Annotated in this window: 13 protein-coding genes; 5 read left to right on the top strand and 8 right to left on the bottom strand. The window is 66.9% G+C overall.

Annotation, left to right across the window (positions count from 1 at the left end; translation table 11 throughout):
- Nucleotides 1–89 precede the first annotated feature (89 nt).
- A complete protein-coding gene (locus JVX90_RS16310) occupies nucleotides 90–1,058 on the top strand; it encodes a hypothetical protein (RefSeq protein ID WP_205329737.1) in 969 nt (322 codons plus the stop codon).
- A gap of 77 nt (nucleotides 1,059–1,135) precedes the next feature.
- Here JVX90_RS16310 and fbaA read toward each other — a convergent pair whose 3' ends face one another.
- Nucleotides 1,136–2,170, bottom strand: coding sequence for a class II fructose-bisphosphate aldolase (gene fbaA, locus JVX90_RS16315; RefSeq protein WP_205329738.1), 1,035 nt, complete (start codon nucleotides 2,168–2,170; stop codon nucleotides 1,136–1,138).
- Nucleotides 2,171–2,363: 193 nt separating this feature from the next.
- Here fbaA and JVX90_RS16320 point away from each other — a divergent pair, with 193 nt between their 5' ends.
- The 3 genes from JVX90_RS16320 (at nucleotide 2,364) to JVX90_RS16330 (ending at nucleotide 3,903) form a co-directional block, all read left to right on the top strand.
- Nucleotides 2,364–3,020 (top strand): VTT domain-containing protein, encoded by a 657-nt coding sequence (locus tag JVX90_RS16320; protein ID WP_205332460.1) that lies wholly within the window; start codon nucleotides 2,364–2,366, stop codon nucleotides 3,018–3,020.
- An 88-nt stretch (nucleotides 3,021–3,108) separates the two neighbouring features.
- A complete protein-coding gene (locus JVX90_RS16325) occupies nucleotides 3,109–3,399 on the top strand; it encodes a hypothetical protein (RefSeq protein WP_205329739.1) in 291 nt (96 codons plus the stop codon).
- 84 nt (nucleotides 3,400–3,483) lie between these two features.
- Nucleotides 3,484–3,903, top strand: coding sequence for a nitroreductase family deazaflavin-dependent oxidoreductase (locus tag JVX90_RS16330; RefSeq protein ID WP_205329740.1), 420 nt, complete (start codon nucleotides 3,484–3,486; stop codon nucleotides 3,901–3,903).
- A 24-nt stretch (nucleotides 3,904–3,927) separates the two neighbouring features.
- Here JVX90_RS16330 and JVX90_RS16335 read toward each other — a convergent pair whose 3' ends face one another.
- The 3 genes from JVX90_RS16335 to JVX90_RS16345 are packed head-to-tail and all read right to left on the bottom strand — an operon-like array spanning nucleotide 3,928 to nucleotide 6,120.
- Nucleotides 3,928–4,602 carry an RNA methyltransferase gene (locus JVX90_RS16335; protein ID WP_205329741.1) on the bottom strand — a complete coding sequence of 225 codons (675 nt, stop codon included), beginning with the start codon at nucleotides 4,600–4,602 and terminating at the stop codon, nucleotides 3,928–3,930.
- Nucleotides 4,595–5,134 (bottom strand): orotate phosphoribosyltransferase, encoded by a 540-nt coding sequence (gene pyrE, locus JVX90_RS16340; RefSeq protein WP_205329742.1) that lies wholly within the window; start codon nucleotides 5,132–5,134, stop codon nucleotides 4,595–4,597. Before pyrE ends, JVX90_RS16335 begins: the two co-directional genes overlap by 8 nt.
- A gap of 29 nt (nucleotides 5,135–5,163) precedes the next feature.
- Complete coding sequence (locus JVX90_RS16345) at nucleotides 5,164–6,120, bottom strand: hypothetical protein (protein ID WP_205329743.1); 957 nt, start codon at nucleotides 6,118–6,120, stop codon at nucleotides 5,164–5,166.
- 67 nt (nucleotides 6,121–6,187) lie between these two features.
- Between JVX90_RS16345 and JVX90_RS16350 the strand changes: the two genes are divergently transcribed.
- Entirely contained in the window at nucleotides 6,188–7,384 is a 1,197-nt protein-coding gene (locus JVX90_RS16350) for a M20 family metallopeptidase (protein ID WP_205329744.1), read from the top strand.
- Between the two features lie 124 nt (nucleotides 7,385–7,508).
- On the opposite strand, the gene JVX90_RS16355 is transcribed toward JVX90_RS16350, so the two are convergent.
- The 4 genes from JVX90_RS16355 to JVX90_RS16370 are packed head-to-tail and all read right to left on the bottom strand — an operon-like array spanning nucleotide 7,509 to nucleotide 11,756.
- Entirely contained in the window at nucleotides 7,509–7,889 is a 381-nt protein-coding gene (locus JVX90_RS16355) for a PPOX class F420-dependent oxidoreductase (protein WP_205329745.1), read from the bottom strand.
- Between the two features lie 51 nt (nucleotides 7,890–7,940).
- Complete coding sequence (locus JVX90_RS16360; protein ID WP_205329746.1) at nucleotides 7,941–8,627, bottom strand: response regulator; 687 nt, start codon at nucleotides 8,625–8,627, stop codon at nucleotides 7,941–7,943.
- Entirely contained in the window at nucleotides 8,627–11,116 is a 2,490-nt protein-coding gene (locus JVX90_RS16365) for a sensor histidine kinase KdpD (protein ID WP_240193926.1), read from the bottom strand. The genes JVX90_RS16360 and JVX90_RS16365 overlap by 1 nt, the downstream gene beginning before the upstream one ends.
- Nucleotides 11,117–11,126: 10 nt before the next feature.
- A complete protein-coding gene (locus JVX90_RS16370; RefSeq protein WP_205329747.1) occupies nucleotides 11,127–11,756 on the bottom strand; it encodes a potassium-transporting ATPase subunit C in 630 nt (209 codons plus the stop codon).
- Nucleotides 11,757–11,760: the final 4 nt, after the last annotated feature.

Genomic DNA, 11,760 nt, shown 5'->3' on the forward strand with positions numbered 1-11,760 from the left:
TCCGAAGAGGCCGTTGCCAGACTAATTCGATACTCTCGACAACGCGCGTATGCGCGTTGCACCATTTACACCACACGGGATTGAGCCGCATGCCTGACTCAGACAACGACAAGTCGACACCCGACGCACCCACACGCGTCGTGAAGCTGGGCGACGACGCCCCCGAGGCTCCCAAGCCGCAGGGCGGCGACTCGGAGTCGCCGACGAGGGCGTTCGCCGTGCCTGCAGAGGTGGCCGAAGCGGCCGCCGCCGCGACGTCGGGCAACGATCTGGTCGAGGAGAACGTCGTCGGTGAGCCCGTCGACACTCCCGCACCTGAGGCCGAGGCCGACGAGCCCGCAGCCGACGAAGCCGCGAGCGAAGACGTCGTCGAGGAGTCCGTCGATGTGACCTCAGACACCAACGATTCGACGGAGGGCTCCGTCGAATCGACCGCGGATGTCACTCCCACGGTTGCGATCACCAAGCCGGCTGCCGCAGCGGCCGCCGGTGCCCCGGCCGCAGCCGCCGACAAGACCGAGAAATTCGCCGCCCAGAAGCCTGCACCGGCGGCACCTGCTGCGCCGGCTCCCCCCACTCCGGCGCAGCCCGCAGCGCCGCAGGTGATCGCGCCCACCGCCCCGACCGCTCCGAAGAGCAAGCGCGGCAAGCTGATCGGCATCGTGATCGCAGCTCTCGTCGTGATCGCGGCCATCGCAATCGGCATCTGGTACATGACCATCGGCACCTCACCCGAGACGAAGGCCGCGGACGCCGCGAAGTCGTATCAGCAGGCCATGATCGACGGTGATCTCTCGAAACTGCGTGACATCACGTGCGGCGAGGAGAACACGACCTACACGTCGATGGACGAGGCCGAGTTCACCAAGGCCTACCAGGCCCAGAAGGCCAACGATCAGCTGATGAAGTTCGACGACGTGAATGCTGTCGCCATCGACGGCGACACCGCTCGCGTCGGTGTCGACATCTACCCGTCGGGCGACCCGTCGAACAAGGCCCCCGCACAGATCACCCTGCACAAGATCGGCGACGACTGGAAGGTCTGCACGAAGCCGTGACGACCTCGCGCTAGCCGAGACGAAGAAGGGGCGCCCGGATGATTCCGGGCGCCCCTTCTTGTCGTCAGAGCCGCGAGTCAGCGACCGATGGTCTTGCCTGCCGAACCGAGATCGTTGCACGCTTCGACAACACGCTCGGCCATCGAGGTCTCGGCCTTCTTCAGGTAGCTGCGCGGGTCGTAGACCTTCTTGTTGCCGACCTCTCCGTCGACCTTGAGGACGCCGTCGTAGTTGGCAAACATGTGGGCCGCGACGGGTCGCGTGAACGCGTACTGGGTGTCGGTGTCGACGTTCATCTTGATGACGCCGTAGCTGACGGCCTCTTCGATCTCACTCTTGAGCGAACCCGAGCCGCCGTGGAAGACGAAGTCGAACGGCTGCGCGTCCGCGTCGAGGCCGAGCTTGTTGATCGCCGCGTCCTGGCCCTCCTTGAGGACTGCCGGGCGCAGCTTGACGCCGCCCGGCTTGTACACGCCGTGGACGTTGCCGAAGGTGGCCGCCAGCAGGTACTGGCCGTTCTCGCCGGTGCCGAGGGCGTCGACGGTCTTCTCGAAGTCTTCGACCGAGGTGTACAGCTTGTCGTTGATCTCGTTCTCGACACCGTCTTCTTCGCCGCCGACAACTCCGATCTCGACCTCGAGAATGATGTTGGCCTCCTTGGTCTTGGCGAGGAGTTCCTTGGCGATCTCGAGGTTCTCGTCGATCGGCACTGCCGAACCGTCCCACATGTGCGACTGGAACAGCGGGTTCTGACCGTTCGCGACACGCTCACGCGAGATCTCGATGAGCGGGCGGACGAAGCCGTCCAGCTTGTCCTTGGGGCAGTGGTCGGTGTGCAGCGCGATCGTCACGTCGTACTGCTCGGCGACGACGTGGGCGAACTCCGCCAGCGCAACAGCGCCGACGACCATGTCCTTGACGGCCAAGCCCGATCCGAACTCTGCGCCGCCGGTCGAGAACTGGATGATGCCGTCGCTGCCCGCGTCGGCGAAGCCCTTGATGGCTGCGTTGATCGTCTCCGACGAGGTGCAGTTGATGGCGGGGAAGGCGTAGCCCTCCGACTTCGCCTTCGCCAGCATCTCGGCGTACTTGGCGGGTGTTGCGATGGGCATGCGCATGTTCCTGTCGAGCCGGTGGATGTTTTCCACGCTTGAAATAGGGATCGCCTTCCAGTTTGCCAGGTCGCTCTCGACGTCGGGGCGGTCCCCCGTCAATCGTCTATAAGGGTTCTGGAAGGTTTCACCGGTATCGTGTGGGCCTGTGATCGACACACTTCTCGCCGAGTCCACCTCGACCGTCGCCCTGATGCCCGGATTCATGGATCCGTTCAACTTGATCGGGTACTTCGGCCCCGTCGCGTTCTGGGGTCTGCTGCTCGTGATCCTGATCGAGTCCGGCGTCTTGTTCCCCGTGCTCCCAGGCGACTCCTTGCTGTTCGTGGCGGGCCTCATCGCTGCGGGAAGTGCGACCGCGGAGAACGCCGAGAAGGTGGCCGACGCGAACTTCAACATCGTGCTGTTGTGCATCGCCGTACCCATCGCCGCCATCATCGGCGGCCAGATCGGATACTGGATCGGTCGCTATGCCGGCACGTCGATGTTCAAACCCGATGCCCGCTTCCTCAAAGAGAAGTACCTGGACGAGGCACACGCGTTCTTCGAGAAGCGTGGCCCGATCACGATCCTCCTGGCACGCTTCGTGCCGATCGTCCGCACTCTCGCCCCGATCGTCGCAGGCGCCGCTCGCATGAAGTTCGCGGTGTTCTCGCTGTACAACATCGTCGGCGCCATCGTCTGGGGCGCGGGCATCACGCTGCTCGGCTACTGGCTCGGCCAGTTCGAGATCGTCCAGAAGCTCATCGAACCGATCTTCATCCTGATCGTTCTGATCTCGGTGCTGCCGATGGTGTTCGAGTGGCTGCGCCGTCGCCGGAACAACCCGTCGGACGCCGAAGCCGTCTGACGGTCTCGTAGGCCTGGAGTTTCGCGCTCACAGGCGACTCCCACGGACTTCGCACCGCGGCCCCAACGTCGGGAGCCATCCTCGGTGCATGAGAAGCCGCAAGAAGATCAGTCCGACAGACATTCCGCTCATCGTTCTCGACGACGAGACGACCGAGTACGCGAGGAGTCTCGCCGAGCAAGGCACGCCGATGGCCGTCGTCAGCGTCCAATACTCGCCGATTCTGCCGTTCATGGTCGGAAACAAGGGCTACACGGTGGCGATGGTCGCCGACGTGGACGACCCGATCCAACTCGCCGACGTCCTGGGAAGGGTCGAGTCGCGGATCGGCGCTGTCACGCGGACCATTCGGGGTCACCGCCCGTTCTCGGCCGCCTGAGGAGTCGGGCATCGTCGATTGCACACCGCGGCGCGCGTCGATCCTGGTTACCCTGGTGTCGTCCACGACGAACGGGAGACTGCTGTGAGTGATTGGAACGCCGGAATCATCGACGAGTTCCGCGCCAATGAAGGACGCGTCGGAGGGCCGTTCGAGGGCGCCCCGATGATCTTGGTCCACCATGTCGGACGGAAGTCGGGCAAGCAGAACATCGCGCCGATGATGTATCTGCAGTCCGAGGACGACCCTTCGACGGTCTACGTCTTCGCATCCAAGGGCGGTGCGCCCACGCATCCCGCCTGGTACTTCAATCTCGTCGACGCCGGAAGCGCCAGCGTCGAACGCGGCACCGAGACCTACGACGTGACTGTCTCCGAGATCACCGGCGCCGACCGCGACCGCATCTTCGCCGAGCAGGCGAGCCGCTACCCCGGGTTCGCCGAATACGCCGAGAAGACCGCGGGCATCCGAGTGATTCCAGTGCTCGCTCTCACTCGAGCCTGACCGCCGGCTCGACGAGGTGTCGACCTACCAGGCCTGGTCGAGGTCGGCGTGGCGGGCGATCCAGGAGTGCATGACGATCCCTGCCGCCACGCCTGCGTTGATGCTGCGCGTTGAGCCGAACTGTGCGATCGACACTGTCAGGTCGGCGCTCGCCTGCGCGTCACCGCTGATACCCGGGCCCTCCTGCCCGAACAACAGGACGCAGCGTCGCGGGAGTTCAGTCGCCTCGAGCCGCACCGATCCCGGTGTGTTGTCGACGGCGACGACCGCCAGACCCTCACTGCGCGACCAGGCGATCAGGTCGTCGATCGAATCGTGATGACGGAGGTGCTGGTAGCGGTCGGTGACCATCGCGCCGCGGCGGTTCCATCGGCGGCGTCCGACGATGTGCACCTCCGCAGCCAGGAATGCATTGGCGGTGCGGACGACAGTTCCGATATTGGCGTCGTGCGCCCAGTTCTCGATCGCGACATGGAACTCGTGACGCCTCGTGTCGAGATCGGCGACGATCTCTTCGCGCCGCCAGTACCGGTACTCGTCGACGACGTTTCGACGGTCACCTTCGGCGACCAGTTCCGGATCGAGTCGCGGATCGTCGGGAGTGGCGCCCGGCCGTTCCTGCGCCCACGGGCCGAGACCCACTGCTGGTCCGACGCCCGTCGCCCACTCTGTGGGGCCTGGGTCGGAAGGGTCAGGCAAGGCCGAGGTCGGCGAGGCCGAGCAGCGAGCGGTACGGCACGCCGAGGGCGCCGATAACCTGGTCCGCGCCGGTCGCACGGTCGACGACGGTGGCGACACCGATCACTTCGGCGCCTGCCTCCCGTGCCGCTTCGACAGCCTGCGACGGCGAGGCGCCAGTGGTGGACGTGTCCTCGACCACCAGCACACGCTTGCCGACGATGTCCGGGCCCTCGATACGACGCTGCATGCCGTGCGTCTTGGCGGCCTTGCGCACGACGAAGGTGTCGATGGGGCGACCGTCGGCGTGCATGATCGATGTCGCGACCGGATCGGCGCCGAGTGTGAGTCCACCGACCGACGCGTAGTCCCAGTCGGCGGTCAGTTCACGCATGAGCTTTCCGATGAGGCGGCTCGCCTCGTTGTGCAGCGTCGCGCGACGCAGGTCGACGTAGTAGTCGGCCTCCTTGCCGGACGACAGGGTCACCTTGCCGTGGACGACGGCGAGTTCGGTGACGAGTTCGGCGAGGCGGGCACGGTCGGCGTCCGACATGAAGCTCCTTCAGGGGTGACGCGGGTGCGTCAGCGGTTACGCGGGTCGTTCAGCGGCGGCAGGTTCGGCGGCGCGACGCGCTCACGCCGGGGCTGCTGCTCCGGAATGGCGGTCGTCGGCTCCTGCGCCCGCGGCGCCACGCGGCGGATCGGTTCAACACGAGACCGCTCGTCGGACGCCGGCTGCGGGCGAGCCGCGGGGCGAGACGGCGTGCGGGCGCCCTCCGCAACGGGAGGAGCCGAGCGCGAGGTCTCGGCCGCAGCGGCTTCGAGGCGGCGACGACGTTCCTTGTCGCGCAACGACTCCGTCTTCTCGTCGGCGAGCTCTTCGCGGGCGGGGCCGTGCGGATCGCGCGGGTCGGGCGCATCCTGCGGATCGACTGCCGGGGGCAGCACGCGCAGCAGGTCGGCGAAACGACGGACCGTGTCGAGCGCGACGTCGAGCTTGGTGTCGTCCGCGGTGAGCGGCATGGATCCGAGGACCCAATTGCCCTCGTTCCACAGGATCTCGACGTAGTCGGGCGCCTCGGTCGCGAGCGTCACCATGCGGCGGTCGCAGATCCGGCGTGCGGCGTCGAGATTCGACGCGAACATGACGCGCGATCCCATCGCACCGAGCAGGTCGACGTCGTCTTCAGCGGGTGCGAGAACGTCCTCGTACCGCAGGTCGACGGTCACGGCCGACGCTGTGGGACGCCGGACCGCGATCACGGTGGCCGTCTCCTCGAGATCGAAGACCACGGCTTCGGCGCCCTCGTAGACGCCGTACGCGACGTTGCGCACCACGACGTGGTCGGGCGCGTCCATCGCGGCACGCTGGAAGACGGTGCGCAGCTTGGAGTCGCTGTCGCGGAACTTGAAGGAGTGCGTCTCTCCCCACACTGCCCGCTGGTGGTGTACCTGCTCGGACCGGTTACGGTCGAGCCACAGCAGTACCACCGCACCGGCCAGTGCGAGCGCCGCAATCACGAAATAGACAATGGTCATCACCGATAGCCTACTATCGAACGCCCTGCGAACCATGCCGACGCGTGTGCCAGAGAAGGGAAACCCCATGACCGAACGACGCGACGACGCTCTGCAGCGGCTCGTCGACAGCGTCGATGTGTCCGCAATCGATGCGCTGACCTGCGCGTTGATCGCCGAGCCGAGCGTCAATCCCGGAGGAACCGAGGAGTCGACGGTCACGGTACTCGCCGACGCGTGCAAGGCCGCCGGGTTCACCGTGGAGGTTGTCGACGCCGCTCAGGGGCGGCCGAACCTCTTCGCGACCGCCCAGGTCGGCGGCGACGGCCCCGGCCTCATGTTGCTCGGGCATTCGGACGTGGTGCCTGCCGGACCGGGATGGACGGCCGATCCGTTCGTCCCGCGACGGGACGGGGATCTGATCATCGGCCGCGGCGCGTCGGACATGAAGGGCGGGATCGCCTCCGCCGTCGCCGCGATGTCCGCTTTGCAACGCGCGGCGGAGTTCGGCCTCACGTTGTCCGGTCCCGTTCAACTCGTGGTGACCGTCGACGAGGAGGAGCACGGTACCGGCGTCCGACATCTCGTCTCCCGCGGCGTCGACCGTGAGTTCGCCGGCTGCATCGTCGCGGAGCCGACGCGTTTGGAGGTGGTCCGCGGGTGCCGCGGGGCGTCGTACTTCGACATCGAGGTGACCGGTCGCGCGGCCCATTCGGGACGCCCCAGCGACGGGGTGAACGCCATCGACGCCGCCGCACGAGTGATCGAGGTGATCGGCGCGGATCAGGAACGGCTCGCCGCGGATCCCGATCCACTGCTCGGATTCGGCACCTGGAATGTGGGGACCATCGAAGGCGGCCAGGGCATCTCGGTGGTTGCACCGTCGTGTTCCCTCGGCGTGGACCGACGCCTGATGCCCGGTGAGGACGTGGAACAGATCGGCCGCGATCTGCACTCGGCGATCCGCGCCGCCGGAATCGAGTCCGACGGAGTGACGGTGACCGTGACGCCCACGATGTTCCTTCCCGGGTTCGCCACCGATGCCGACCACCCGCTGGTCACAGCCGCCGCGGAAGCGAGCGAAGGCGCGGTCGGCGGATGGACCGCGGCCTGCGACGGCGGATTCATCAGCACCGCGCTCGGCATCCCGACAGTGGTGATGGGTCCCGGCGACATCAACGGCCAGGCGCACCAGCCAGACGAATCCGTCGGACTGTCCGATCTCGCCGACGCCGCACGCGCGTACGTCCGCGCCGCGGTCGCTCTGCTGGGAGCGGCCGAGTAGTCACGTCAACGTTGGAGACCTCTCCCGGTCCCAGCACCGGAATCGTCTCCAACGTTGTGAACAGTGCGTGCGCCCCCCACTGGATCGACACCGGTGATCGTCCGGCTACATCGTTGGTGGCGTGTCAAACCACGTCGCGGACGCGGATCTCCACCGTCGCATCCGACCCGCGGCGAAGCCTCGAACCCCACACCGTGAGACGCCCGAGGATCCCGTACTTCTTGACGATCAGGTCAGCGGCGCGCGACGAATCGTCGATCACCTCACCGACGCCCGCCACCTCCGGACCCGACGTCTTCTTCCCACGGGCGTCGCAGGCCTGCACAAGCACCCGATTGTCACGGCGCAGACGTTTGACCTTCCACGAGTCGCCTACCGTCCACATCACGAGGTCGTCGCCGTCGCGCGCCGCCCACAGCGGCGACGCGACCGCTGCACCGTTCTTCCGGTAGGTCGTCAGCATGACGTAGGTGGATTCGGCGATCGTGCCCACTGTTTCGCTCATACCTGCAGGGTACGCAGGTGCGGGCCTTTCGACTCGCTCAAGGAGCAGAGGTCAGCGGAGGAAGCGGTAACCCATGCCCGCCTCGGTGATGAGGTGGCGGGGATTGGACGGGTCGTCCTCGAGCTTGCGGCGCAGCCCGGCGAGGTACACGCGTAGGTAGTTGGTCTGGTTCACATAGGTCGGTCCCCACACTGCGCCGAGGATCTCGCGCTGGCTGACGAGATTTCCGTCGGCCCGGACGAGCAGTTCGAGGACCCCCCACTCGGTCGGCGTGAGGCGCACCTGTTCACCGTCGCGCAGCACTCGGGTCCCCGCCAGGTCCACCTGGATCGACCCCGCATCCACCACCGGCGACGGAGCAGGCGCGGCCGACGCACCCCGTCGGATCGCGGCACGGAGACGTGCGAGCAGTTCCTCCATGCCGAACGGCTTCGTCACATAGTCGTCGGCTCCGGCGTCGAGGGCGGTGACCTTGTCTGCGGCGTCGGTCCGCGCGGACAGCACGATCACCGGAACAGTGCTCCACCCCCGCAGACCGTGCAGGACCGTGAACCCGTCCATGTCGGGCAACCCGAGGTCGAGAATGATGACGTCCGGCGACGCCTTGGCCGCGGCTTCCAGCGCTCCGGCCCCGTTCGACGCGGTCGTCACCTCGAGTCCTCTGGCCCGCAGGTTGATTCGCAGAGCCCTCAGCAGTTGCGGCTCGTCGTCGACCACAAGCACATGTCCGGCGGACATCACGACCCCTCTCCGACGGGCAGATCCACGACCATCGTCGCACCCCCGCCTGGCGTGGTCGTGACCGACAGCGTGCCCCCGACTGCGGTGACGAACCCGCTCGCGACGGACAACCCCAGTCCCACACCCGAGGTGTTGCGGTTCTGGTCGCCGTATTGATGGAACGGCACGAACACGCGGTTCACCTCGTCGGTCGGGATGCCGTCACCGTGGTCGATCACACTGATCAAGCAGCGCGGGTCGCCGTTGTCGTCGACGGCGACTTCGGAGCGGATCTCGACGTCACGCGATCCGTGACGGAGTGCGTTGTCGACAAGATTCGCGAGCGCCCGTTCGAGTAGTCCCGCGTCGGTGACGGCCCACGCCTGGTCGATGACGACGGGAATGTCGACCGCCGCCGGGTCGCGCAGTGCGACCGCTGCAGTGGCGCGATGGATCACCTCGGCGAGGAAAGTGGGCCGCAGCTGCGGCCGGACCACGCCCGCCGCGAGCCGCGACGAGTCGAGCAGGTTTCCGACCAGCGCAGACAGCTGGTCGAGCGACTCGTCGACGGTCGCGAGGAGTTCGGCGGTGTCCTCCGCCGAGAACGTCACGTCTGCGCTGCGCAGACTCGACGCGGACGCTTTGGCGGCCGCCAACGGGGTCCGGAGGTCGTGACTGACTGCGGACAGCAGCGCACGCCGCAGTTCGTCGGTACGCGCCACCTCGTCGGCGAGTGCAGCCTCTGCCGCCAGCCGGTCGCGTTCGGCGGCGGAGGCCACCTGGTTCGCGACCGCCGTCAAGACCTGTCGGTCGCGGGCGTCGATCGACGAGCCGGCCAGGTTGAGCCGGTACGCACCGTCGTACGCCGGGCACACGGTGTCAGGATGATCGGTCGGCTCGCCTCCGACGGACGCGACGATCCCTGCGTCGTTCTCGATCCACACCGCTGTCTGCAGATATGTCCCCCTCACGCGCTCAAGCAGGTCTGCGACCCCCGCACCGTCGAGCACTGCACCGGAGAACAGCGCCAGCAGCTCCGCATCACGGCTCGCCCGCTGGGCCTGGACACGACGGACGGTCGCCGAATCGACGAGGGCGGCGACGGCGATCGCGATCAGGAGCATCACCGCGAGAGTGATCACGTTGTCGGGTTCGGCGATCGTGAACGTCAGGCGAGGATCGGCGAAGAAGAAGTTGAGCAGCAGCCCGGACGCTATAGCCGACAGTGCCGCAGGCGCCACGCCGCCGAGCATCGCGACGGCGAGCACACCAACGAAGAACAACGACGACTCGCTTGCGAATCCGAGCCACGTATCGGCCGCATAAACGATGCCGGTGACAACGGCCGGAACGACCAGCGCGAACACCCAGCTCAGCGGACGGTGAAACCTGGTTTCGCGGATGTCGAAGGGATTGCGCGGTTTGGCTTCGTCGTGTGTCACCATGTGCACGTCGATGCGTCCGCTGTCGTGCACCACCCGTGCCCCGACACCCTCATCGAACATCCGACTCCACCGCGACCGGCGCGACGTGCCGAGTACCAGTTGTGTCGCGTTGGTGGCGCGCGCGAAATCGAGGAGAGTCGACGCGACATCGTCGCCGACCACGGTGTGCACCCTCGCTCCGAGGTCTTTGGCGAGTGTCCGCAGCCCAGTGAGATCACCGGATCCACTGTCGGCGAGTCCATCACCTCGCACGACATGCGCCACCAGGAGTTCCGCACTCGACCGCGACGCGATCCGGCTCGCGCGCCGGACCAACGTGCTGCTCTCGGGTCCGCCGGTCACGGCGACGACCACCCGCTCGCGGGCCTCCCACGTGTCGGTGATGGCGTTGGCCGATCGGTACACGGCGAGTTTCTCGTCCACCCGGTCGGCCAGCCACAACAGCGCCAACTCCCGCAGGGCCGTCAGATTGCCCTGCCGGAAGAAGTTGCCGAGGGCGTCGTCGATTCGAGCGGCGTCGTACACCTTGCCCGCGGACAGTCGTTGACGGAGAGCGCGGGGCTCGATGTCGACGAGTTCGATCTGATCGGCGGCTCGGACGACGGCGTCCGGCACCGTCTCGTGCTGAGTGATCCCGGTGATCTGGGCGACGACGTCGTTCAGGCTCTCGAGGTGCTGGATGTTGACTGTCGAGAGGACGTCGATCCCCGCATCGAGCAAGACGTCGATGTCCTCCCACCGCTTGGTATTGGCCAGGCCCGGAGCATTGGTGTGCGCGAGTTCGTCGACGAGCACCACCGCCGGACGCCGTTCGAGGACGGCAGCGAGGTCCATCTCGTCGAGGGTGGTCCCGCGATAGTCGACGCTGATGCGCGGGATCATCTCAAGACCGTCGACCATTGACGCGGTGGCGGCCCGACCGTGCGTCTCGACGATGCCGACCACCACGTCGACGCCCTCGTCGCGAAGGCCCCGGGCCGTCGCCAGCATCTCGTACGTCTTTCCGACGCCGGGGGCGCACCCGAGGAACACCTCGAGCTGGCCTCGAGTTTTGGCGGTCATGGCGTCCAGATTATCGACAGCCGGGCCCGGTCAGACCCAGCGCGACGTTGACGCGCGCGACATTAACAGTCGGTTCGCCGAGGAATCCGAGTTGGCGGCCGTCGGTGTTGTCGCTGATGATCTGCCGCACTCGTTCGATCGGCAGGCCGGTGGCCCGCGCGATGCGTGGCGCCTGCAGGTCGGCATAGGCGGGCGAGATGCCCGGGTCGAGGCTCGAACCGGATCGGGTGACGGCGTCGGCCGGCACCTGATCGGGTCGGACTCCTTCTCGCTCGGCGACTGCGGCGCGTCGTGCGTTGATGATCGCGACGAGATCGGTGTTGTTCGGACCGAGGTTGCTCGCACCCGACGACGCCGGATCCGCCGCGGCCGTCGGGTCGTCGATGCCACCTGCGAAGCGTGCGTGCAGGTACTTGTCCGGCTGCCCCGGCGCCCCATGCTGGTCGACACCGAGCAGCTCCGATCCGACGACGCAACCCTTCGCATCGTGGATCTGTGAGCCTTCGGCGCCGTCGGAGTTGATCCGGGACACCGCCCAGACAGCCGCCGGGTAGGCGACGCCGACGACGAGCGTGAGTCCGCCGAGCACGATGAGGCCGACGACGAACTGTCGTGCGAGTCCTGTCAGGAGGTTCTTCATTGTT

The sequence above is a fragment of the Gordonia sp. PDNC005 genome (genome assembly GCF_016919385.1).
Classification (GTDB): Bacteria; Actinomycetota; Actinomycetes; order Mycobacteriales; family Mycobacteriaceae; genus Gordonia.

What these genes read in the sequence shown, in the direction of transcription:
- JVX90_RS16310 (WP_205329737.1), top strand. Translation starts at nt 90, where the DNA reads ATGCCTGACTCAGACAACGACAAGTCGACACCCGACGCACCCACACGC.
- fbaA (WP_205329738.1), bottom strand. Translation starts at nt 2,170, where the DNA reads ATGCCCATCGCAACACCCGCCAAGTACGCCGAGATGCTGGCGAAGGCG.
- JVX90_RS16320 (WP_205332460.1), top strand. Translation starts at nt 2,364, where the DNA reads ATGCCCGGATTCATGGATCCGTTCAACTTGATCGGGTACTTCGGCCCC.
- JVX90_RS16325 (WP_205329739.1), top strand. Translation starts at nt 3,109, where the DNA reads ATGAGAAGCCGCAAGAAGATCAGTCCGACAGACATTCCGCTCATCGTT.
- pyrE (WP_205329742.1), bottom strand. Translation starts at nt 5,134, where the DNA reads ATGTCGGACGCCGACCGTGCCCGCCTCGCCGAACTCGTCACCGAACTC.
- JVX90_RS16345 (WP_205329743.1), bottom strand. Translation starts at nt 6,120, where the DNA reads ATGACCATTGTCTATTTCGTGATTGCGGCGCTCGCACTGGCCGGTGCG.
- JVX90_RS16350 (WP_205329744.1), top strand. Translation starts at nt 6,188, where the DNA reads ATGACCGAACGACGCGACGACGCTCTGCAGCGGCTCGTCGACAGCGTC.
- JVX90_RS16355 (WP_205329745.1), bottom strand. Translation starts at nt 7,889, where the DNA reads ATGAGCGAAACAGTGGGCACGATCGCCGAATCCACCTACGTCATGCTG.
- JVX90_RS16360 (WP_205329746.1), bottom strand. Translation starts at nt 8,627, where the DNA reads ATGTCCGCCGGACATGTGCTTGTGGTCGACGACGAGCCGCAACTGCTG.
- JVX90_RS16365 (WP_240193926.1), bottom strand. Translation starts at nt 11,116, where the DNA reads ATGACCGCCAAAACTCGAGGCCAGCTCGAGGTGTTCCTCGGGTGCGCC.
- JVX90_RS16370 (WP_205329747.1), bottom strand. Translation starts at nt 11,756, where the DNA reads ATGAAGAACCTCCTGACAGGACTCGCACGACAGTTCGTCGTCGGCCTC.